This is a genomic window from Streptomyces echinoruber, from assembly GCF_014651135.1.
GTDB lineage: Bacteria > Actinomycetota > Actinomycetes > Streptomycetales > Streptomycetaceae > Streptomyces > Streptomyces echinoruber.
This window is the reverse complement of the sequence record NZ_BMWH01000003.1, coordinates 333025-356065: the sequence shown is the minus strand read 5'-3', so window position 1 is coordinate 356065 and position 23041 is coordinate 333025. Positions and strand designations below refer to the sequence as shown.

Annotated in this window: 12 protein-coding genes; 9 read left to right on the top strand and 3 right to left on the bottom strand. The window is 72.7% G+C overall.

Translation table 11 applies throughout. From position 1 onward, the window contains the following. Window positions 1-72: 72 nt before the first annotated feature. The 5 genes from IE225_RS06615 (at window position 73) to IE225_RS06595 (ending at window position 8873) form a co-directional block, all read left to right on the top strand. On the top strand, window positions 73-2007 hold the full coding sequence (locus tag IE225_RS06615) for an ABC transporter ATP-binding protein (protein WP_190056383.1): 1935 nt from the start codon (window positions 73-75) through the stop codon (window positions 2005-2007). After that, entirely contained in the window at window positions 2004-3899 is a 1896-nt protein-coding gene (locus IE225_RS06610) for an ABC transporter ATP-binding protein (RefSeq protein ID WP_190056382.1), read from the top strand. The genes IE225_RS06615 and IE225_RS06610 overlap by 4 nt, the downstream gene beginning before the upstream one ends. A gap of 438 nt (window positions 3900-4337) precedes the next feature. Next, the gene (locus IE225_RS06605; protein WP_190056381.1) at window positions 4338-6395 is read left to right on the top strand and encodes a M4 family metallopeptidase; all 2058 of its coding nucleotides are present in this window, start codon (window positions 4338-4340) and stop codon (window positions 6393-6395) included. Window positions 6396-6625: 230 nt separating this feature from the next. Beyond that, on the top strand, window positions 6626-8290 hold the full coding sequence (locus tag IE225_RS06600) for a M4 family metallopeptidase (protein WP_190056380.1): 1665 nt from the start codon (window positions 6626-6628) through the stop codon (window positions 8288-8290). A 70-nt stretch (window positions 8291-8360) separates the two neighbouring features. Further along, entirely contained in the window at window positions 8361-8873 is a 513-nt protein-coding gene (locus IE225_RS06595) for a DUF1990 domain-containing protein (RefSeq protein WP_190056379.1), read from the top strand. 216 nt (window positions 8874-9089) lie between these two features. On the opposite strand, the gene IE225_RS06590 is transcribed toward IE225_RS06595, so the two are convergent. Then, window positions 9090-11711: a glycosyltransferase family 1 protein gene (locus IE225_RS06590; RefSeq protein WP_190056378.1), complete on the bottom strand. Its 2622-nt coding sequence runs from the start codon at window positions 11709-11711 to the stop codon at window positions 9090-9092. Window positions 11712-12063: 352 nt separating this feature from the next. On the opposite strand from IE225_RS06590, the gene IE225_RS06585 reads away from it, so the two are divergent. From IE225_RS06585 to glgB, 4 genes are all read left to right on the top strand, one after another. Further along, complete coding sequence (locus IE225_RS06585; RefSeq protein WP_190056377.1) at window positions 12064-14121, top strand: alpha-1,4-glucan--maltose-1-phosphate maltosyltransferase; 2058 nt, start codon at window positions 12064-12066, stop codon at window positions 14119-14121. Further along, entirely contained in the window at window positions 14118-15818 is a 1701-nt protein-coding gene (gene treS / locus IE225_RS06580) for a maltose alpha-D-glucosyltransferase (RefSeq protein WP_190056376.1), read from the top strand. Before IE225_RS06585 ends, treS begins: the two co-directional genes overlap by 4 nt. A 110-nt stretch (window positions 15819-15928) precedes the next feature. Beyond that, a complete protein-coding gene (locus IE225_RS06575; RefSeq protein WP_190056375.1) occupies window positions 15929-17410 on the top strand; it encodes a maltokinase N-terminal cap-like domain-containing protein in 1482 nt (493 codons plus the stop codon). A 49-nt stretch (window positions 17411-17459) separates the two neighbouring features. Continuing rightward, a complete protein-coding gene (gene glgB / locus IE225_RS06570) occupies window positions 17460-20213 on the top strand; it encodes a 1,4-alpha-glucan branching enzyme (protein ID WP_190056374.1) in 2754 nt (917 codons plus the stop codon). A gap of 65 nt (window positions 20214-20278) precedes the next feature. Here glgB and IE225_RS06565 read toward each other — a convergent pair whose 3' ends face one another. Both IE225_RS06565 and IE225_RS06560 read right to left on the bottom strand, forming a co-directional pair. After that, window positions 20279-20452 (bottom strand): hypothetical protein, encoded by a 174-nt coding sequence (locus IE225_RS06565; protein ID WP_190056373.1) that lies wholly within the window; start codon window positions 20450-20452, stop codon window positions 20279-20281. Window positions 20453-20687: 235 nt separating this feature from the next. Then, window positions 20688-22919 (bottom strand): HelD family protein, encoded by a 2232-nt coding sequence (locus tag IE225_RS06560; RefSeq protein WP_190056479.1) that lies wholly within the window; start codon window positions 22917-22919, stop codon window positions 20688-20690. Between the last annotated feature and the right edge of the window lie 122 nt (window positions 22920-23041).

Below are 23041 nucleotides of genomic sequence, written 5' to 3'. Positions count from 1 at the left end.
GACCAGCGGAGGAGCCGGACCGGGCCGAAACTCGGTGGGCGTCGCGGGTGCCGGTCCGTAGGCTCGCCCCTGATGCCCACGACACGTGCCACCACCCCGGACGCCCCCGGCCGGTCCGCCGTGCGGACGCTGCTGCGGCTGTGGCCGTACGTGCGGCCGGTGCGGCTGCGGCTGTTCGGTGCCGCCCTCGTGGCGATCGTCGCCTCCTGCGCCGGGCTGGTGATCCCGCTCGTCCTGAAGTGGCTGGTGGACGGCCCGATCGCCCACCGCGACCCGGCCGGCGTCCGGCTCGGCGCGCTGTACCTGCTGCTCCTCGGGCTCGGGGAGGCCCTGCTGTTCGGGCTGCGGCGGTGGCTCGTCGCGCGGCCCCTGGCGGGCGTGGAGGCAAAGATGCGGGCCGCCCTCTACCGGCACCTGCAGCGGCTGCCGGTGGCCTTCCACGACCGGTGGGCGTCCGGCCAGCTGCTCTCGCGGGGCACCACGGACCTGATGCTGCTCCGCATGTTCCTCGCCTTCCCGCTGACGTTCCTGCTGGTCAACGGGGTCACCCTCGTCGTCGGCGTGATCATCATGCTGGCGCAGGACTGGGTGCTGGGGCTGGTGGTCCTCGGCCCGGCGGTCCCCGTCGTGGTCACCTGCGTCGTCTTCGAGAAGCGGTACGCCGCCGCGGCCCGGCTCGCCCAGGACCAGATCGGCGACCTCACCACCGTCGTCGAGGAGAGCGTCCTCGGCATCCGCGTCGTCAAGGGCTTCGGCCGCCACCGCAGCCAGGCCCGCGCCTTCCGCGAGCTGTCCCGCACCCTGCGCGGCACCGAGCTGCGCAAGGCGCGGCTGCTGGCGGCCATCTGGGGCGTCATCGTGACCCTCCCGGAGGTCGCCGTGGGCGCGGCCCTGGTGGTGGGCGCCGTCCGGGTGGCCGACGGGGAGCTGTCCGCCGGCACGCTGGTCGCGTTCCTGTCCACCGCGCTGGCGCTGCGCTGGCCCGTCGACTCCATCGGCTTCCTGCTGGCGATGAGCCAGGAGGCGGCGACGGCGACGGAGCGGTACTTCGAGGTGATGGACGCGGAGCCGGAGGCGGATGCGGAAGAGGCTCCAAAGGCGGATCCGGGGGAGGCTCCGGAGGCTGATCCGCAGGAGGGGCCAGGCCCGGCCGACGGGCGGCCGGCGGCCCGCGCGGACGGGGGATCGCGCTTCGGGGCGGACCGGAGGCCGCGCGTCAAGGCGGACGGGGGGCCGCGCTTCGAGGCGGACGGGGGGCTGCGCTTCGAGGGCGTCCGCTTCCGCTACCCCGACGCTCCCCCCGGCTCCCCGCCCGTCCTGGACGGCGTCGACCTGCACATCCGCCCCGGCGAGTCCATGGCCCTGGTCGGCGCCACCGGCAGCGGCAAGACGACGCTCACCGCGCTCGTCCCCCGCCTGTACGAGGTGACCGCGGGCCGCATCACGCTCGACGGCGTCGACATCCGGCGCCTGTCCCGCCGGGAGCTGCGCGCCCGGGTCGCCGTCGCGTTCGAGGAGCCGACGCTGTTCTCGGCGAGCGTCGCCGACAACGTGCTCATGGGCGCGCCCGAGGACGCCGGCGAGGCCGAGCTGCACCGGGCGCTGGCCGTGGCGCAGGCGGACTTCGCGCACGCGCTGCCGCAGGGCACGGACACGCAGGTCGGCGAGCAGGGACTGAGCCTGTCCGGCGGGCAGCGGCAGCGGCTGGCGCTGGCCCGGGCGGTGGTGGGCAGGCCCCGCTTCCTGGTCCTGGACGACCCGCTGTCCGCGCTGGACGTGCACACGGAGGCCGCCGTGGAGGCCGCGCTGCGGCAGGTCCTCGCCGGCACCACGGCGCTGATCGTGGCGCACCGCCCGTCCACCGTGCTGCTCGCCGACCGCGTCGCCCTGCTCTCCCGCGGCCGCATCGCCGCCGTCGGCACCCATCACGAACTGCTGCGCAGCAACGCCGAGTACGCCCACCTGATGGCGGGCGACGCCCGAGCAGAACCGAAGGCCGCCCGATGACCGCGCCCTCCCCCGACCTGTCGGACGCACCCGGGCAGGGGACCTCCCCGCCGCCCGCCCCCGCCGCCGGCCGCGCGCCGGAGCCGCCCCGCGACACCGGCGACCCCTTCGACCGCGACGTCCTGCCCACGCCGCCCGGCGCCACCGCCGGCCTGCTGCGCTCCCTGCTGGCGCCGCTGCGGGCGCGCGTCGCCGTCACCACCCTCCTGCTGCTGCTCCAGCAGGCGGCCGTGCAGACCGGCCCGCTGCTGGTGGCCTACGCCATCGACCACGCCGTGCCCGCCCTGCGCGACCGCCACGACCGGGGCCCGCTGATCGCGGTGGCGGCCGGCTACCTGCTGTGCGCGCTCGCCTCCGGCGCCCTGCAGTCGGCGTTCGTGGTCACCTCGGCGCGGGTCAGCCAGGACGTGCTGCTGGACCTGCGCGGCCGCATCTTCCGCCACGCGCAGGCGCTCAGCGTCGACTTCCACGAGCGCTACACCTCCGGCCGGCTCATCTCCCGCTCCACCACGGACGTGGAGTCGCTGCGCGAACTCCTCGACGACGGGCTGCAGGAGCTGGTGATGGTCCTGCTGTCGTGCGTGTACATCACGGCGATGCTGATGTGGCTGGATCTCGGCCTGGGCGCGGTGGCGGTGGCCTCGTTCGCGCCGCTGTACCTGCTGGTGCGGCGCTACCGGCGGCGCGCGGGGCGGGTGTTCCGCGCCCGGTCCACGGCGATCGCGGCGGTGATCGTGAAGTTCGTGGAGACGATGAACGGCATCCGCCCGGTGCGCGCTTTTCGCCGCGAGGCCGCCAACGACGCCGAGTTCCGCGCCCTGAACCGGCGTCACGAACGCGTCAACGGCGACGGCATGCTGGAGATGGCCCGCTACGTCGTCGGCTCCCGCACGGTCGCCAACACCGCCGTCGCCGGGATCGTGCTGTGGGGCGCCCACCGGGTCGCGGCCGGGTCGCTGGAGCTGGGCGTGCTGGCGGCCGCGGTGCTCTACCTGCGCCGCCTGTACGACCCGATCGACCGGCTCGGCATGTTCCTCAACTCCTACCAGTCGGCGGCCGCCTCCCTGGAGAAGATCGCCGGCCTGCTCGCCCAGACCCCGTCGGTGCCCGAGCCGCCGGTTCCCCGGCCGCTGCCGCCGCTCGCCTCCGAGCACCCCGGCCGCGAGGTCGTCTTCGACGGCGTCCGCTTCGCCTACCGCACCGGCGGCGAGGTCCTGCCGCGCTTCGACCTGACCCTGCCCGCCGGGCAGACCGTCGCGGTGGTCGGCTCCACCGGCGCCGGCAAGTCGACGCTGGCCAAGCTGCTCGCCCGCTTCTACGACCCCACCGAGGGCCGGGTCCTGCTGGACGGCGTCGACCTGCGCGACCTGGCCACGGCCGAGTTGCGGCGCGGGGTGGTGATGGTGACGCAGGAGGCGTTCCTGTTCTCCGGCACCGTCGCCGAGAACATCGCCATCGGCCGCCCGGACGCGTCCCGCGAGGAGATCGAGCGGGCCGCCAAGGCCATCGGCGCCCACGACTTCATCACCTCCCTGCCCGAGGGCTACGACACCGACGTCCGCAAGCGCGGCGGCCGCATCTCCGCCGGACAGCGCCAACTCGTCGCGTTCGCAAGAGCCTTGCTCGCCGATCCCGGTGTCCTCGTCCTCGACGAGGCCACCAGCTCCCTCGACATCCCCGGCGAACGGGCCGTGCAGCGCGCCATGGAGACGGTCCTGAAGGGCCGTACCGCCGTCGTCATCGCCCACCGGCTGTCCACGGTGGAGATCGCCGACCGGGTGCTGGTGATGGAGCACGGCCGCGTCGTGGAGGACGGCACTCCGGCCGAACTCGTCGCCGGCACGGGCCGGTTCGCCGAGCTGCACCGGGCCTGGCGGGACAGCCTGGCGTAAGCGCGCGCCGGGGGGGCGGCGGCGTGCGCCGCGCCTGCGGGGATGTGATCGGCGTCTGCGGAGACGCTACCGATGCCTGCGGAGACGTGATCGGCGTCGGCGGGGGCGCGATCGACGACTGCGGGGACGCGATCGACGCCCGTGGAGATCCGGGCGCGCCGGACGGTGGCGCCGCGGCCAACAGTCCGCATAGCGAACATGAACAACCGGTCAACGAACGATTTCCAGCCAAATTTCTGACGCGCTCCTGACAGAAAGCGGGATCCCCTGCGACCCTTCCCACGGCCCCACCACAGCAACCCCACAGCACCTGCACAGCTCCATCGCTGTGGCCGGCCGGCATCCGCACCTGTTCCACCCCGTTCTGCCCGGACGGACACCCCGCCGTCCGGATCTCCCCTGGCCGCGTGTCCCGCGGCCGCGCAGAAGGAGTCAGTGGTGAGCAGAAGCACTTCCGCAGGCAGACGCACCCTCTCCGGCAGATCCGCCTCCCCCGCCCCCCGCCGCCGCGCCGCCGGCGTCGCCCTGGCCGGCGTCGCCGCGCTGATCGCCGCCGCCGTCCAGACGGGCGCCGCGAGCGCCGCCCCCGCCCGGCCGGTCCCGGGCCACGCCGACCCGGCCCACCGGGCCGTCAAGCTGACCCCCTCGCAGCGCGCCGAGCTGCTGCGCGACGCGGAGGCGACGAAGGCGCGCACGGCCCACGACCTCGGCCTGGGCGCGCAGGAGAAGCTGGTCGTCAAGGACGTCGTGAAGGACGCCGACGGCACCCTGCACACCCGCTACGAACGCACCTACGCCGGCCTGCCCGTCCTCGGCGGCGACCTGATCGTCGACACCGCCAAGTCGGGGCGGACCGAGCGCGTCGTCAAGGCGGTCAAGGCCGCCCTGAAGGTGCCCACCCTCACCCCCCGCGTGTCCGGCGCGGCCGCCGAGCGGCAGGCCGTGCGGCAGGCCAGGGCGCTGGGCGGCACCCGGTCCGCGGCGGACGGCGCGCGCAAGGTGATCTGGGCGGCGGGCGGCAAGCCGGTCCTCGCTCACGAGACCGTCATCGGCGGCCTGCAGGACGACGGCACCCCCAACGAGCTGCACGTCATCACCGACGCCACCACCGGCAAGGAGCTCTACCGCTACCAGGGCGTCGAGACCGGCGTCGGCAACACCCGCTACAGCGGCCAGGTGCCGCTCACCACGACCCTGTCGGGCTCGACGTACACGCTCAACGACGGCGCGCGCGGCGGCCACAGGACGTACAACCTCAACCACGGCACCTCGGGCACCGGCACGCTGTTCTCCCAGTCCAGTGACACCTGGGGCGACGGCACCAACTCCAACGCGGCGACCGCCGGCGCGGACGCGCACTACGGCGCCGCGGTGACGTGGGACTTCTACAAGAACACCTTCGGCCGCAACGGCATCCGCAACGACGGCAAGGCGGCCTACTCGCGCGTCCACTACGGCAACGCCTACGTCAACGCCTTCTGGGACGACAACTGCTTCTGCATGACCTACGGCGACGGCTCCGGCAACGCCGATCCGCTGACCTCGCTGGACGTGGCCGGCCACGAGATGAGCCACGGCGTCACCTCCAACACCGCCGGCCTGAACTACTCCGGTGAATCAGGCGGGTTGAACGAGGCCACCAGCGACATCTTCGGCACCGGCGTGGAGTTCTCCGCCAACAACGCCGCCGACCCGGGCGACTACCTGATCGGCGAGAAGATCGACATCAACGGCGACGGCACCCCGCTGCGCTACATGGACAAGCCCAGCAAGGACGGCGCCTCCGCCGACTACTGGTCCTCCTCCGTCGGCAACAAGGACGTCCACTACTCCTCCGGCGTCGCCAACCACTTCTTCTACCTGCTCTCCGAGGGCAGCGGCACGAAGGTGATCAACGGCGTCAGCTACAACTCGCCGACGTACGACGGCCTTCCGGTCACCGGCATCGGCCGGGACAAGGCGCTGCAGATCTGGTACCGGGCGCTGACCACGAAGTTCACCTCCACCACCACCTACGCCGGCGCCCGCACCGGCACGCTGGCAGCGGCCGGCGAGCTGTACGGCACCTCCAGCGCCGAGTACAAGGCGGTGCAGGACGCGTGGGCCGCGGTGAACGTCGGCTCGCGCTCCGGGGGCGGCGGGACCGGGACCACGTACGAGAGCACCGCCGATGTGTCGATCCCGGACAACGGCCCGGCGGTCACCTCGTCCATCACCGTCTCCGGACGCACCGGCAACGCCCCGTCCAACCTCCAGGTCACGGTCGACATCGTGCACACCTGGCGCGGCGACCTGGTGATCGACCTCGTCGGGCCGTCGGGCACGGCGTACCGGCTGAAGAACTTCAGCTCCACCGACTCCGCGGACGACGTGCACGCCACGTACACGGTCAACGCCTCCTCGGAGCCCGCCAACGGCACCTGGAAGCTGCGGGTGCAGGACCAGGCGACGTACGACACCGGGTACCTCGACGGCTGGAAGCTGACCTTCCCGTAAGCCGGGCGAACCGGCCGGCCCGGCCCCGGGACGCCCGCCGGGGCCGGGCCGTTTACACGCACGCAACGTTCATCCGGCAGTCGATTTTGAGCCAACATCACGTCAGGGGAATGACATGTACGCGTCCTGAGTGTCACTCTTCCTGCGCCGCCGCACATGCACCGCAACTTCACCAACGATCCGGACGGTTGCCCCACGGCCGCCCGGAATCCCCCACCGAAGGAGCTTGTGTGACTCCCCGCTACGCGCGTCACAGGCGCACCACCCTGGCCATCGCCACCGCGGTCGCCGCCGGAGCCCTCCTCACCACCGGCCTCACCACCAGCGCCTCCGCCCAGCCCACCGCCTCGGACACCGCCGGCCGCACCCCCCTCGCCGCCGCACCGACCGCGCTGTCCGCCGCGGCCCGCACCACCCTGATCCACAAGGCCCAGGCCGACACCACAGACACCGCCCGGCGCATAGGCCTCGGCACGCAGGAGAAGCTGGTCGTCAAGGACGTCGTGAAGGACGCCGACGGCACGGTGCACACCCGCTACGAACGCACCTACGCCGGCCTGCCCGTCCTCGGCGGCGACCTGATCGTCCACACCGCGCCCTCCGGCGCCGTCCAGGGGGTCACCAAGGCGACGAAGGCCGCCGTCAAGGTCGCCTCCGTCAAGCCGCAGATCACCGCCGCCAAGGCCGAGAAGCAGGCGCTGACCGCGGCGAAGGCCGCCGGTTCGGACCGGACGTCCGCCGACTCCGCCCCGCGCAAGGTGATCTGGGCCGCGAGCGGCAAGCCGGTCCTCGCCTACGAGACCGTCGTCGGCGGCCTGCAGGACGACGGCACCCCCAACGAGCTGCACGTCATCACCGACGCCGCCACCGGCAAGAAGCTCTACGAGTACCAGGGCATCGAGACCGGCACCGGCAAGACCCTGTACTCCGGCACGGTCGGCCTGAACACCTACCTGTCGGGCTCGACGTACCAGCTCTACGACACCACCCGCGGCGGCCACAAGACGTACAACCTCAAGCACAGCAGCAGCTCGTCCACGGGCACCCTGTTCACGGACGCGGACGACGTCTGGGGCACCGGAGTCGCCTCCAGCTCCTCCACCGACCAGACCGCGGCCGCGGACGCCGCCTACGGCGCACAGGTGACGTGGGACTTCTACAAGAACACCTTCGGCCGCAACGGCATCCGCAACGACGGCAAGGCGGCCTACTCGCGCGTCCACTACGGCAACGCCTACGTCAACGCCTTCTGGGACGACAACTGCTTCTGCATGACCTACGGCGACGGCTCCGGCAACACCCACCCGCTGACCTCGCTGGACGTGGCCGGCCACGAGATGAGCCACGGCGTCACCTCCAACACCGCCGGCCTGAACTACTCCGGCGAGTCCGGCGGCCTGAACGAGGCCACCAGCGACATCTTCGGCACCGGCGTGGAGTTCTCCGCCAACAACAGCTCGGACCCCGGTGACTACCTGATCGGTGAGAAGATCGACATCAACGGCGACGGCACCCCGCTGCGCTACATGGACAAGCCCAGCAAGGACGGCGCCTCCGCCGACTACTGGTCCTCCTCCGTCGGCAACAAGGACGTCCACTACTCCTCCGGCGTCGCCAACCACTTCTTCTACCTGCTCTCCGAGGGCAGCGGCGCCAAGACCATCAACGGCGTCAGCTACAACTCGCCCACCTACAACGGCTCCACCGTCACCGGCATCGGCCGCGCCAAGGCGCTGCAGATCTGGTACAAGGCGCTGACCACGTACATGACGTCGACCACGAACTACAAGGGCGCCCGCACGGCGACCCTGAACGCGGCGGCGGCCCTGTACGGCTCCGGCAGCACCGAGTACAACGCGGTGGCCGCGGCCTGGAGCGCGGTCAACGTCAACTGACACACGTCGAGTTGACACGGGCGGCACCCGGGAGGCAGGCACTCCGGGTGCCGCCCTAGGCTTGGGCCCCATGTCCTTCACGTACGAGGAAGTCGGCGCCACCCGCCAGGGCCCCGACGCCTGCCCGCCGGGCTTCCGCCTCCTGCACGTGCGCGCCCGCATCGGTGAGGGCGAGGACGTCTTCCGCCGGGCCGCCGAAGCCGTGATGACCTGGGAGCTGCACCGCGCGGTCGGCGTCGGCATCGACGCCGGCGCCGACCGCGCCGCCCCCGGCGTCGACGTCACCGTCACCCTCGCCGCCGTGATCAAGGCGCCGTGCCGCGTGGTGTGGGCCGTGGAGGAACGCCGCCGCGCCGGCTGGGCCTACGGCACCCTCGCCGGGCACCCCGAGTCCGGCGAGGAGGCCTTCCTCGTGGAACGCACCGGCGACGGCACCGTCTGGCTCACCGTCACCGCCTTCAGCCGCCCCGCCACGTGGTACGCCCGCGCGGGCGGCCCCGCCACCCGCGGCTTCCAGCACGCCTACGCCCGGCGGTGCGGCAAGGTGCTGCGCCGCCTGTGCGCGTCCGCCGCGGAGCCGTGAGGCACCCCGGCGGCGCGGGCTTCCCCGGCGGCGCGGGCTTCCCCGGCGGCGCGGGCTTCCCCGGCGGCGCGGGCTCCCCCGGCAGCCCGGGCTCCCCCGGCAGCCCGGGCTCCCCCGGCAGCCCGGGCTCCCCCGGCAGCCCGGGCTCCCCCGGCAGCCCGGGCTCCCCCGGCGGCACAGGCTCCCCCGGCGGCCCGGGCGGCGCCCCGCGGCCCCTCACCGCATGAGCACTCCCGCCGTCCCCACCGCCTCCTCCGACGGCACGGTCACCAGGCCCAGTTCCGCCGCCGTGGCCAGGAGGGGGTGGGCGGGCAGGATGCGGACGGTGTAGCCGTAGGGGCCGGTGCGGTCCAGGGCGAGGGAGCCCTCGTAGATCCGGCGGCCGTCCTCGTCGGGGCCGCCGGAGGGCTTGAGGGGGACGGTCTCGGCGTCGGTGATGCGGTCCTCCTCGTCGACCCGCCCGGAGACCGCCTGCACCTCGACGTCCTCGGGGCCGAGCTCGCCGAGGCCGACCCGCACGCGCAGGGCGAGGGGGGTGCCGAGCTCGGCCGTGGCGGTGGCCGCGGAGGACGTCTCGACGTGGTCGACCGTCACCTGCGGCCAGGCGGCGCGGACCCGGGCCTTCCAGGCGGCCAGCTCGCGCGCGGCCTCGGGGGTCATCGCGCGGTGGGAGCGGGCGGCGGGCGTGTAGAGCCGCTCGACGTACTCGCGGACCATGCGCCCGGCCAGCACCTTGGGTCCGAGGTGGCCGATGGTCTCGCGGACCATCTCGATCCACCGCTCGGGCAGCCCGTCCCGGCCGCGCTCGTAGAAGCGGGGCGCGACGCGCCGCTCCAGCAGGTCGTACAGCGCGGCGGCCTCCACGTCGTCGCGGTGGTCGGGGTCGGTGCCGGGGCCGCCGGCGGTGGGGATGGCCCAGCCGAAGTCGGGCCGGTACCACTCGTCCCACCAGCCGTCCAGCACGGACAGGTTGAGGCAGCCGTTGAGAGCCGCCTTCATGCCGGACGTGCCGCACGCCTCCAGCGGCCGCAGCGGGTTGTTCAGCCACACGTCGCAGCCCTGGTACAGCTTCTGCGCCATGGCCATGCCGTAGTCGGGCAGGAACACGATCCGGTGCCGCACCCGCGGGTCGTCGGCGAACCGCACCAGCTCCTGGATGAGCCGCTTGCCGCCGTCGTCCGCCGGGTGCGCCTTGCCCGCCACCACGATCTGCACCGGCCGCTCGGGGTGCAGCAGCAGCTCCATCAGCCGGTCCGGGTCGCGCAGCATCAGCGTCAGCCGCTTGTACGACGGCACGCGCCGCGCGAAGCCGATGGTCAGCACGTCCGGGTCGAGCACGCCGTCGATCCAGCCCAGCTCGGCCTCGCCCGCGCCGCGCTGCCGCCAGGACGCCCGCAGCCGCGCCCGCACCTCCAGTACGAGCTGCTCGCGCAGGTCGCGGCGCAGCTCCCAGATGTCCCGGTCGGGGATGTCGGCCACCGAGTCCCACCGCTCGGAGCCGCCCACGGTGAGGGCGTCCTCGGTGCGGTGCGCGCCGATCTGCCGGGCGCCGAGCCGGAACACCTCGGGCGCCACCCAGGTGGGCGCGTGCACGCCGTTCGTCACGGAGGTGATCGGCACCTCCTCGGGGTCGAAGCCCGGCCACAGCCCGGCGAACATCTCCCGGCTGACCTGGCCGTGCAGCAGCGACACGCCGTTGGCGCGCTGGGCCAGGCGCAGGCCCATCACGGCCATGTTGAACAGGTTCGGCTCGCCGCCGGGGTAGGTCTCCATGCCCAGCTCGAGGATCCGCTGCACCTCGATGGCGGGCAGCTCCGCCTCCGGCCCGAAGTGGCGGGCGACCAGTTCCCGGTCGAAGCGGTCGATGCCGGCCGGGACCGGCGTGTGCGTGGTGAACACCGTGCCCGCGCGCACCGCCTCCAGCGCCGCGTCGAAGTCCAGCCCCTGCCCGCACAGCTCGGCGATCCGCTCCAGGCCGAGGAACCCGGCGTGCCCCTCGTTGGTGTGGAACACCTCCGGCTCGGGGTGACCGGTCAGGCGGCAGTACGTCCGCACCGCCCGCACGCCCCCTATGCCGAGCAGCATCTCCTGCAGCAGCCGGTGCTCGCTGCCGCCGCCGTAGAGCCGGTCGGTCACCCCGCGCTCGCGCAGGTCGTTCTCCTCCACGTCGGAGTCGAGCATCAGCAGCGGCACCCGGCCGACCCGGGCGACCCAGATCCGGGCGCGCAGCGGGCGGCCGCCGGGCAGGGTGAGGGTGACGTGGACGGGAGTGCCGTCGGCCTCGGTGAGCAGCGCCAGGGGCAGCTCGTGCGGGTCGAGGACGGGGTAGTGCTCCTGCTGCCAGCCGTCGCGGGAGAGGGACTGGCGGAAGTAGCCGTGCCGGTACAGCAGCCCGACGCCGATCAGCGGCACGCCGAGGTCGCTGGCCGCCTTCAGGTGGTCGCCGGCGAGGATGCCCAGGCCGCCGGAGTACTGCGGCAGGGCGGCGGTGACGCCGAACTCCGGGGAGAAGTAGGCGACGGCGGCGGGCAGCTCGGCGCTCTGCGCCTGGTACCAGCGGTCGCCGGTCCGGTAGTCGTGCAGGTCGTCGGCGGCCGCGGTGAGGCGGCGCAGGAAGCGGCGGTCCGCGGCCAGCTCGGCCAGCCGCGCGGGGGGTACGCTGCCCAGCAGCCGTACCGGGTCGCCGCCCGAGGCGGCCCAGCGTTCCGGGTCCATGGACTGGAAGAGGTCACGGGTCTCGGCGTGCCAGGACCAGCGCAGGTTTCGCGCCAGATCGTTCAGTGGTCGCAGGGGCTCGGGAAGAACGGGACGGACGGTGAGTCGACGGATCGCCTTCACATTCCACCTCGGCAGGCGCGTGGAGAAGGACGCACGGCGCTGTGCGTCCCGTCGTCAACCATGACGGTATCGGCAGCCGGGGCCGGTACGGCGTGGTTCCTGGGTGTCGGCACATCCTGGCACTCTGTTGCCGTTCCCGTTCACCCCAGGCTCACACCTGATCACAGCTGTCTCTTACTCGACCAGGCCGGTCTTGTGCGCAGACAAACGCGTGAGTAGTTAACAAAGTGCCGGATTGCCCACCCGAAGAGGGTGGGAAGGCTCCACCGGGAAACCTCACCGGTACCTCCCGTAGGACCACCTCCCCACACCACATCCGCCCACACCCTCGTTGACGCGGACAGGAGCGGTCATGCCCGCCTCGCACCACTCGGCACCATCCACCACCACCGGCACCACCCCTACCGGCCCGCCCGTCGCGGAAACGGCCGTCGGCCGCATTCCCGTCCTCGACGTCCGCCCGATGGTCCAGCACGGGCGCCGGCCCGCGAAGGCGGTCACCGGTGAGACGTTCGAGATCTCGGCCACCGTGTTCCGCGAGGGCCACGACGCCGTCGCCGCCAACGTGGTCCTGCGCGATCCGCAGGGCCGCCCGGGCCCCTGGACCCCGATGCGCGAGCTGGCGCCCGGCACCGACCGCTGGGGCGCCCGCGTCACCGCCGGCGAGCCCGGACTGTGGACGTACCACGTGGAGGCCTGGGGAGACCCGATCAGCACCTGGCGGCACCACGCCCGGATCAAGGTCCCGGCGGGGATCGACACGGAGCTGATGCTGGAGGAGGGCGCGCGCCTGTACGAGCGGGCCGCCGCCGGCGTGCCCGAGGACGGCGGGCAGCGGGACGTGGTCCTGGCCGCGGTCGACGCCCTGCGGGACACCGGCCGCCCGGCGGCCTCGCGGCTGGCGGGGGCGTTGACGCCGGAGGTGGACGGGGTGCTGGCGCGATATCCGCTGCGGGAGCTGGTGACCGCCTCCGCGCCGCTGCCGCTGCTGGTGGAGCGGGAGCGGGCGCTGTACGGCGCCTGGTACGAGTTCTTCCCGCGCTCGGAGGGCACCCCCGAGCGGCCGCACGGCACCTTCCGCACCGCCGCGCGGCGGCTGGCGGCGATCGCCGCGATGGGCTTCGACGTGGTCTACCTGCCGCCCATCCACCCGATCGGCACCACCTTCCGCAAGGGCCGCAACAACTCCCTGACCGCCACCGACCAGGACGTGGGGGTGCCGTGGGCGATCGGCTCGCCGGAGGGCGGCCACGACGCGATCCACCCGCAGCTGGGCACCCTGGAGGACTTCGACTGGTTCGTGGACCAAGCCCGCGGCCTGGGCCTGGAGGTGGCGCTGGACTTCGCGCTGCAGTGCTCCCCGGACCACCCGTGGGTGGACAAGCACCCGGAGTGGTTCCACCACCGCCCCGACGGCTCGATCGCGTACGCGGAGAACCCGCCCAAGAAGTACCAGGACATCTACCCCATCGCCTTCGATGCGGACATGGACGGGCTGGTGGCGGAGACGGTGCGCATCCTGCGGCACTGGATGGGCCACGGGGTGCGCATCTTCAGGGTGGACAACCCGCACACCAAGCCGGTGGTGTTCTGGGAGCGGGTGCTGGGGGAGATCAACCGCACCGACCCGGACGTGATCTTTCTGGCGGAGGCGTTCACCCGGCCGGCGATGATGCACACCCTGGCCCAGATCGGCTTCCAGCAGTCCTACACCTACTTCACCTGGCGCAACACCAAGCAGGAGCTGACCGAGTACCTCACCGAGCTGACCGGCGAGGCCGCGAGCTACATGCGGCCCAACTTCTTCGCCAACACCCCCGACATCCTGCACGCCTACCTGCAGCACGGCGGCCGGCCGGCCTTCGAGGCGCGCGCGGTGCTGGCCGCCACCCTCTCCCCCACCTGGGGCATCTACTCCGGCTTCGAGCTGTGCGAGAACACCCCGCTGCGCCAGGGCAGCGAGGAGTACCTGGACTCCGAGAAGTACCAGCTCAAACCCCGCGACTGGGAGGCCGCCGCCCGCGAGGGACGCACCATCGCCCCCCTGATCACCAAACTCAACGACATCCGCCGCCGCAGTCCGGCCCTGCAGCAGCTCCGTGATCTGGACTTCCACCACGCCGACCAGGACGCGATCATCGCGTACTCGAAACGCCGGGGTTCGAACACGGTTCTGGTGGTAGTCAACCTCGATCCGCACCACACCCAGGAGGCGACGGTTTCGTTGGACATGCCGCGTCTCGGCCTGGACTGGCACGAGACCGTGCCGGTGCGCGACGAGCTCACCGGCGAGACCTATCACTGGGGCAGGGCCAACTATGTGCGTCTCGAACCGGGTCACCGGCCCGCGCATATCTTCACCGTCCTGCGACCGTCCACCCCGCAGATCGGAGGGTCACCCACAATATGAGCGTCAACGAGCCGGTTCCGGACACCTTCGAGGACACTCCGGCCCAGGACCGCGATCCCGAGTGGTTCAAACGCGCGGTCTTCTACGAGGTTCTCGTCCGCTCCTTCCAGGACAGCAACGGCGACGGCGTAGGTGACCTCAAGGGCCTGACGGCCAAGCTCGACTACCTGCAGTGGCTGGGCATCGACTGCATCTGGCTGCCGCCGTTCTTCAAGTCCCCCCTGCGGGACGGCGGCTACGACGTCTCCGACTACACCTCCGTACTGCCGGAGTTCGGCGACCTGGCCGACTTCGTGGAGTTCGTCGACGCCGCCCACCAGCGCGGCATGCGCGTGATCATCGACTTCGTCATGAACCACACCAGCGACCAGCACCCGTGGTTCCAGGAGTCCCGCCGCGACCCCGACGGGCCCTACGGCGACTACTACGTGTGGGCGGACGACGACAAGCAGTACCAGGACGCGCGGATCATCTTCGTGGACACGGAGGTGTCCAACTGGACCTACGACCCGGTGCGCAAGCAGTACTACTGGCACCGGTTCTTCTCCCACCAGCCGGACCTGAACTACGAGAACCCGGCCGTGCAGGAGGAGATGATCTCCGCGCTGAAGTTCTGGCTGGACCTGGGCATCGACGGTTTCCGCCTGGACGCGGTGCCCTACCTGTACCAGCAGGAGGGCACCAACTGCGAGAACCTCCCGGCGACGCACGCCTTCCTCAAGCGGGTGCGCCGCGAGATCGACGCCCAGTATCCGGACAAGGTGCTGCTGGCGGAGGCCAACCAGTGGCCGGAGGACGTCGTCGACTACTTCGGCGACTACGCCACCGGCGGCGACGAGTGCCACATGGCCTTCCACTTCCCCGTCATGCCGCGCATCTTCATGGCCGTGCGCCGCGAGTCCCGCTACCCCGTCTCCGAGATCCTGGCCAAGACCCCGCCCATCCCGTCGGGCTGCCAGTGGGGCATCTTCCTGCGCAACCACGACGAGCTGACCCTGGAGATGGTCACCGACGAGGAGCGCGACTACATGTGGGCCGAGTACGCCAAGGACCCCCGCATGCGCGCCAACATCGGCATCCGCCGCCGCCTGGCCCCGCTGCTGGACAACGACCGCAACCAGATCGAGCTGTTCACCGCCCTGCTGCTGTCCCTGCCCGGCAGCCCGATCCTGTACTACGGCGACGAGATCGGCATGGGCGACAACATCTGGCTCGGCGACCGCGACGCGGTGCGCACCCCCATGCAGTGGACCCCCGACCGCAACGCCGGCTTCTCCTCCTGCGACCCCGGCCGCCTCTACCTGCCGGTGATCATGGACCCCGTCCACGGCTACCAGGTCACCAACGTCGAGGCCGCCATGGCCTCCCCCGCCTCGCTGCTGCACTGGACCCGCCGCATGATCGAGATCCGCAAGCAGAACCCCGCCTTCGGACTCGGCTCCTACACCGAACTGCCCTCCTCCAACCCCGCCGTCCTGGCCTTCCTGCGCGAATACGAGGACGACCTCGTCCTGTGCGTCAACAACTTCTCCCGCTTCGCCCAGCCCACCGAGCTGGATCTGCAGGCGTTCGCCGGGCGCCACCCCGTCGAGCTCTTCGGCGGGGTGCGCTTCCCGGCCATCGGGGAGCTGCCGTACCTGCTGACGCTGTCGGGGCACGGTTTCTACTGGTTCCGGCTGCGCCGGGACGCGGCGTAAAGAGCGGCTCACCGCGCGTGCGCGACCGGGCGGGGCGTTTCCTCCGTCCCGCCCGGGGCACGCATCAGTAAACCCCCGCCCGCGCCTTTTCGGGGAAAGGACGTGACGCCATGTCGGAAGCCGTCACACACTCGGTCACGACCCCTCCCGGACTCCTGGCGTCCCTCGACCCGCTCCTGCGGGAGTGGCTGCCCAGGCAGCGCTGGTTCGCGGGCAAGGGGCGTCCGGTCACCGGGTTCTCCCTGGTGTCGGCGACCGAGCTGCTGCCGCCCACGGCCAAGCTGGGCCTGTACCACCTGCTGGTGCGCGCCCACCAGCCGCCGGCCGCGGCACCGCAGACGGCGGCCCCGCCCGATCCGCACGGCCATCCCGGCGACACCTACCAGCTCCTGATAGGAGTGCGCGAGGCGCTGCCGCCCCGGCTGGCACCCGCGCTGATCGGCCACCTGACCGAGGGCCCGCTGGCCGGACGCACGGTGTACGAGGCCCTCTACGACACCCGGCCCGCCGAACTGCTCCTGGAGGCCCTGCGCACCCAGGACCGCATCGGCGGGCTGCGTTTTGAGAAGGACCCGGACCGCGACATCCGCCCCGGCCTGGTGCCGCGCGTGTCGACCGCCGAGCAGTCCAATTCCTCGGTGGTGTACGGAGATACGTTCATCCTCAAGCTGCTGCGCCGGGTGGTGCCCGGCGTCAACCCCGACCTGGAGCTGCCGCTGGCGCTGGCCCGGCAGGGCTGCGCGCGGGTGCCCGCCCCGGTGGCGTGGATGCTGGCCGACGCCGCCGACGGCGTCCCGGCGCAGGCGGCGCCCGCGGAGTCCGAGGAGCCGTACCCCACGGCGTACCCGGGAGAGACCACGTACGTCCTCGGCGTGCTGCAGCCGTTCGTGCAGGGCGCCACGGACGGCTGGGAGCTGGCGCTGCGGGAACTCGCCAAGGGCGAGGACTTCCAGGCCGAGGCACGGGCGCTGGGCCGGGCCACCGCCGAGGTGCACACCGCGCTCGCGCGGGCGCTGCCCACCGTGACTCTCGGCCACCTCCAGATGCGGGCGCTGGTCGACGGCATGATCGAACGGCTGGAGGCCGCCGCGCAGGCCGTGCCGACGCTGCACCCCTACGTCCCCGGCCTGCTGTCGGCCTTCGAGGCGCTGGGGCAGCTCGCCGAGGAGGGCCACACCTGGACCGCGCAGCGCGTCCACGGCGACCTGCACCTGGGGCAGTGCCTGCGCTCCCCGTCCGGCGAGTGGTCGCTGATCGACTTCGAGGGCGAGCCCGCCAGGCCGCTGGCCGAGCGGCGGATGCCGCAGCCGGCGCTCAGGGACGTGGCCGGCATGCTGCGCTCGTTCGACTACGCCGCGCACTCGGCCGGGACCCCGGCTCCCCAATGGGCGGAGGCCTGCCGGGCCGCGTACTGCTCCGGGTACGCCGAGGTCGGCGGCCGCGACCCGCGGCACGACCCGGTGCTGCTGCGGGCCTGCGAGACCGACAAGGCGATCTACGAGGTCGTCTACGAGGCCCGGCACCGGCCGGACTGGCTGCCGGTGCCGCTCGCCGCGGTGCGCCGTCTGGCCCTGTCCTCTCGTTCCACCTGATGTGAACCCGACCCGACCTCATCTCCCCCTCGCCGAGGAGGCTCCGCCCGTGACTCCCCGCCCCCCGTCCAACGGTTCGGACCCGAACACGACGGCCGCCGAGAAGACGGCCGAGTCGGCTGAGAAGGCTGCGAAGAGCGTCGCGAAGAGCGTGCGGAAGGCCGCCGAGAAGGCCGTCGGGAAGACGGCCGCGCCCGTGCGGAAGGCCACCAGGGCCACGACGAGGAGGACGGCGGCGAAGACGGCGGCCGGCCAGGACGCGCCCGCGGAGCGGACCGCCGCCGAGGACACCGCGCAGAAGGCCGCCGCCCAGAAGACCACGGCGAAGAAAGCGACGGCGAAGAAGGCGACGGCCAAGAAGACCGCGACGCAGAAGGCGGTGGCGGCGAAGACCGCGCCCGCGAAGAAGACGGCCACGACGAAGGCGGCCGCGAAGAAGACCACCGCCAAGAAGACCGCCGCCGCCAAGACGGCCGCGGCGAAGACGACCGCCGCCAAGAAGACCACGGCCAAGACCACGGCCAAGAAGACCGCCGCCAAGAAGGTCCCCGCGCAGAAGAAGGCCGTGGGCGGGCAGGCCGCCCCGCCGCCGGCCCCCGCGGCGGAGCAGACGCCGGTCTCCCCCGCCGTCGCCCCCTGGGACCGCGAGCGGCTGCTGAACGGCACGCACCACGACCCGCACTCCGTGCTCGGCGCCCACCGGGTGCCCGGCGGCGTCGCGGTCCGCGCCTTCCGCCCGTACGCCCTGTCGGTGGGCGTCCTGGTCGGCGACGAGCGCACCGAGCTGCACAACGACGGGGAGGGCTTCTTCTCCGGGCTGCTGCCGCTCCAGGAGGTGCCGCGCTACCGACTGCAGGTGACGTACGAGGGCACGGTGCAGGAGATCGAGGACGCCTACTCCTTCCTGCCCACGCTCGGCGAGTTCGACCTGCACCTGATCGGCGAGGGCCGGCACGAGCAGCTCTGGCGGGTGCTCGGCGCCCACCCGATGACCCACGACGGCGTCACCGGGACCCGGTTCGCGGTGTGGGCGCCCAACGCCCGCGGCGTGCGGCTGGCCGGGACGTTCAACTTCTGGGACGGCACCGGCTTCCCGATGCGCTCGCTCGGCTCGTCCGGGGTGTGGGAGCTGTTCGTGCCCGGCATCGGCGAGGGCGAGCTGTACAAGTTCGAGATCACCCGCCCCGACGGCTCGAAGACGCTGCGCGCCGACCCGCTGGCCCGCCGCACCGAGGTGCCGCCGAGGACCTCGTCCGTCGTCTTCGCCTCGCACCACGAGTGGGGCGACCAGGAGTGGCTGGAGCGGCGCGCCGAACGCCCGGCGCACCAGGCGCCGTTCTCCGTGTACGAGATCCATCTGCCGTCCTGGCGGCCGGGACTGACGTACCGTGAGATCGCCGAGGTGCTGCCCGCCTACGTCCGGGACCTGGGCTTCACGCACGTGGAGCTGATGCCGGTCGCCGAGCACCCCTTCGGCGGCTCGTGGGGCTACCAGGTCACCGGCTTCTACGCGCCCACCGCCCGCCTGGGCACCCCGGACGACTTCAAGTACCTGGTCGACCGGCTGCACCAGGCCGGCATCGGCGTCCTGATGGACTGGGTGCCCGCGCACTTCCCGCGCGACGACTGGGCGCTGGCGGAGTTCGACGGGCGGCCGCTGTACGAGCACTCCGACCCGCTGCGCGCCGCCCATCCCGACTGGGGCACGCTGGAGTTCGACTACGGCCGCAACGAGGTGCGCAACTTCCTCGTCGCCAACGCCCTGTACTGGTGCGAGGAGTTCCACATCGACGGGCTGCGCGTGGACGCCGTGGCCTCCATGCTCTACCTGGACTACTCGCGCCAGCCCGGCCAGTGGACGCCGAACGTGTACGGCGGCCGGGAGAACCTGGACGCGGTGGCGTTCCTGCAGGAGATGAACGCGACCGTGTACCGGCGCTGCCCCGGCGTGGTCACCGTCGCCGAGGAGTCCACGGCCTGGGACGGCGTCACCCGCGCCACCCACCACAAGGGCCCGAGCGGGTTCGGCGGCCTGGGCTTCGGGCTGAAGTGGAACATGGGCTGGATGCACGACTCGCTGCAGTACATCAGCCACGAGCCCATCCACCGCAAGTACCACCACCACGAGATGACCTTCTCGATGGTGTACGCCTACAGCGAGAACTACGTGCTGCCCATCTCCCACGACGAGGTCGTGCACGGCAAGGGCTCGCTGGTGTCGAAGATGCCGGGCGACTGGTGGCAGCAGCGCGCCAACCTGCGCGCCTACCTGGGCTTCATGTGGTCGCACCCGGGCAAGCAACTGCTGTTCATGGGGCAGGAGTTCGCGCAGGGCTCGGAGTGGTCCGAGGAGCGCGGCCCGGACTGGTGGCTGCTCGACCCGGGGTACGGCGCCGAGGCCGACCACCGGGGCGTGCTGGACCTGGTGCGCGACCTCAACACCGTCTACCGGGCCACCCCGGCGCTGTGGCGGCTGGACACCGAGCCCGACGGCTTCCAGTGGATCGTCGGGGACGCCGCCGAGGACAACGTCTTCGCCTTCCTGCGCCTGGACGACGAGGGCTCCCCGCTGCTGGCGGTGTCGAACTTCTCCCCCGTCGTCCGGCACGACTACCGCCTGGGCGTCCCCGACGACGTGCCCGCCTGGCGCGAGGTCCTCAACACCGACGCGGCCCGCTACGGCGGCAGCGACGTGGTCAACCCCGACGCGGTCAAGCCCGAGCCCCAGGGCTGGCACGGCCGCCCGGCCAGCATCCGCCTGACGCTGCCGCCCCTGGCGACGGTCTGGCTGCGGCCGGCGTAGGCCCGCGGGCGCCGCGCCGGTGCCCGGTCACCGCGCCGGTGCCCGGTCATCGCGCCGGTGCCCGGTCAGGCCCGCCCGCCGGGCATCAGCCACCGCAGCGCCGCCGGCCGCCCCCGGGCCTGGCGGTCGGCGACGGGCCGGGCAGGGTCGTCGTCGCCGTCGCCGCCGTCACCGCCGTCGCCGGGGGCGGCCGGGCAGCCGTACAGCTTGGTGGTGACCATCAGCAGCAGGGGGCGCACGTAGTGGGACCGGTCCCCAGCGCCGCCGCAGCCGTGTGTACACCGCGCCCGGGTCGGTGTCGAACTCCGCGGTGAGCAGCGGTTCCGCAGGCAGCTCCGCCGGCAGCGGACGGTCGGCGGGCGCGGTGGCACAGGCGTCGGCTTCCCCGCGCCCACGCTTACCGCATCGGGCGTACACGCGGAGTCACCACGCCGCCGACTGTTACGTGTCTTGTACGAAGCGCCTGTACGTACGTCAGGCGAGCGCGTCCGCCAGCGCCTTCGGCAGGTCGCCGGTGTGCACCACGCCGAGCCGCTGGGTGGCGCGGGTCAGCGCGACGTACAGGTCGCTGGTGCCGTACCGGCCCGGCTCGACCACCAGGACGGAGTCGAACTCCAGGCCCTTGGCCTGCCGCGGGTCCAGCAGGACGACGGGCCGGGTGAGGTCCGGTTCGGCGCCCGCGGTGACCCCGTCCAGGCGGGCGGCCAGGGCACGGTGCAGCTCACGCGGGGCGATGACGGCGAGCCGGCCCTCGGCGGGGGTGAGTTCGCCGACCGCCTCGGCGACGGCGCCGGGCAGGTCGCCGGTGGCGCGCGCCCAGGGCCGCACCCCGGTGGAGCGCACCGAGCGCGGCGGCTCGAACCCCGGGTCCTCGGCGCGCACGACGGCCGCCGCGACCTCCATGATCTCCGCGGGGGTGCGGTAGTTGACACCGAGCCGGGTGTGCGTCCAGCGGTCCTCGACGTACGGCCGCAGGATCTCGTCCCAGGAGCCGACGCCGGCCTCCTCGGCGGTCTGCGCCGGGTCGCCGACGAGAGTCATGGAGCGGGTCGGGCAGCGCCGCATCAGCAGCCGCCACGCCATCGGCGACAGCTCCTGCGCCTCGTCGACGATGATGTGCCCGAACGTCCAGGTCCGGTCGGCCGCGGCGCGCTCGGCGGCGGAGCGGTGGTCGGCCTCCTCGTGGCGTTCGGCGAACCGCTCGGCGTCGATGATGTCGTGCGCGGCGAGCACCTCGGAGGCTTCCGGGTCGTCCTCCTCCTTGTCCTCGAACTCGTAGGTGCGGGAGGCGTACGACACGTCCAGCACGCTCTGCGCGTACGCCACCCGCTGCTCGCGCTCGCGCTCCGCCCGCAGCCGCGCCGCCCGGTCGTCCTCGCCGAGGAGTTCGGCCGCCTCGTCCAGCAGCGGGACGTCGGCCTCGGTCCACGCGCGGGTCACCGGGCGGCGGACGGCGTCGGCGTCCTCGGGCGCGAGGTAGCCGTCGGGTGCGGCGAGGAAGTCCGCGACCAGTTGCTGCGGGGTCAGCACCGGCCACAACCGGTCGATGGCGGCCCACACCTCGGGGTTCTCCGCGAGGTCGTCGCGGATCTGCGTGAGGTCGCCGGCGTCCAGCAGGCAGGAGCCGTCGTAGGGGTCGGTGCCGATGCGCTCGGCGTACAGCTCGGTGAGCGTGTTGAGGATGTGGCCCTCGAAGTGCTCGCGGGCCACGTTGTGCGGCAGCTTCGCGGCGCGGGCGCGTTCGCGGGCGACGTTCACCAGGCCGTCGTCGAGCATCAGGATCTCGCGCTCGTGCTCGATCGCGACGACCGGGTCGGGCAGCGCCTGGCGGTCGCGGACGACGGCGGCGAGCACGTCGGCCATCTCCGCGCGGCCCTTCACGGCGGCCGCCTCGGGGGTGTCCTTCGCGGTGGCCCGCACGCCGGGGTACAGCTCGCCGACGGTGGACAGCAGCACGCCGGTCTCGCCGAGGGAGGGCAGCACCTCGCCGATGTAGCCGAGGAACGCCGGGTTGGGGCCGACGATCAGCACCGCCCGCTTGGCGAGCAGCTCGCGGTGCTCGTAGAGCAGGTAGGCGGCCCGGTGCAGGGCGACGGCGGTCTTGCCGGTGCCGGGGCCGCCCTCCACCACCAGCACGCCGCGGTGCGGGGCGCGGATGATGCGGTCCTGGTCGGCCTGGATGGTGCGCACGATGTCGCTCATGCGGCCGGTGCGCGCGGAGTTCAGCGCGGCGAGCAGGACGGCGTCGCCGGTGGGGTCCTCGTGGCCGGTGCGGGTGGTGTCGCCGAGGTCGAGGATCTCGTCGTGCAGCGAGGTCACCCGCCGGCCCCGGGTGGAGATGTGCCGGCGGCGGCGCAGCCCCATCGGGGTGTGGCCGGTGGCCAGGTAGAAGGGGCGGGCGACGTCGGCCCGCCAGTCGATGAGCACCGGGGTGCGCTCGGCGTCGTCGGCGCGCAGGCCGATGCGGCCGATGTGGTGGACGGTGCCGTCGGCCAGGTCGAGCCGGCCGAAGCACAGGGAGCCGTCCACGGCGTTCAGCGCGGCCAGCAGCCGCGAGCGCTCGGCGACGCGGATGTCCCGCTCCAGCCTGGCCTGCCTGGGCGTGTCGCCCTGCGCTAGCGCCTCGGTGACGGACGCCTCCGCCGCGTCGCGCAGCGCGTCCACCCGCGCGTACAGCCCGTCGATGAATTCCTGCTCGTGCCGCAATTCATCGTCCGGAAATTCGGTGTTTGACAATTCCGCTCCCGCCCGGATATACTGTGCTCACTGAACTTCTCCGTGACTTCCGGAAGTTGAAGTCACGAATCCCTGAGAATACGCAGAAAAAT

What these genes read in the sequence shown, in the direction of transcription:
- IE225_RS06585 (WP_190056377.1), top strand. Translation starts at nt 12,064, where the DNA reads ATGCCCGCCTCGCACCACTCGGCACCATCCACCACCACCGGCACCACC.
- IE225_RS06595 (WP_190056379.1), top strand. Translation starts at nt 8,361, where the DNA reads ATGTCCTTCACGTACGAGGAAGTCGGCGCCACCCGCCAGGGCCCCGAC.
- IE225_RS06575 (WP_190056375.1), top strand. Translation starts at nt 15,929, where the DNA reads ATGTCGGAAGCCGTCACACACTCGGTCACGACCCCTCCCGGACTCCTG.
- IE225_RS06615 (WP_190056383.1), top strand. Translation starts at nt 73, where the DNA reads ATGCCCACGACACGTGCCACCACCCCGGACGCCCCCGGCCGGTCCGCC.
- treS (WP_190056376.1), top strand. Translation starts at nt 14,118, where the DNA reads ATGAGCGTCAACGAGCCGGTTCCGGACACCTTCGAGGACACTCCGGCC.
- IE225_RS06610 (WP_190056382.1), top strand. Translation starts at nt 2,004, where the DNA reads ATGACCGCGCCCTCCCCCGACCTGTCGGACGCACCCGGGCAGGGGACC.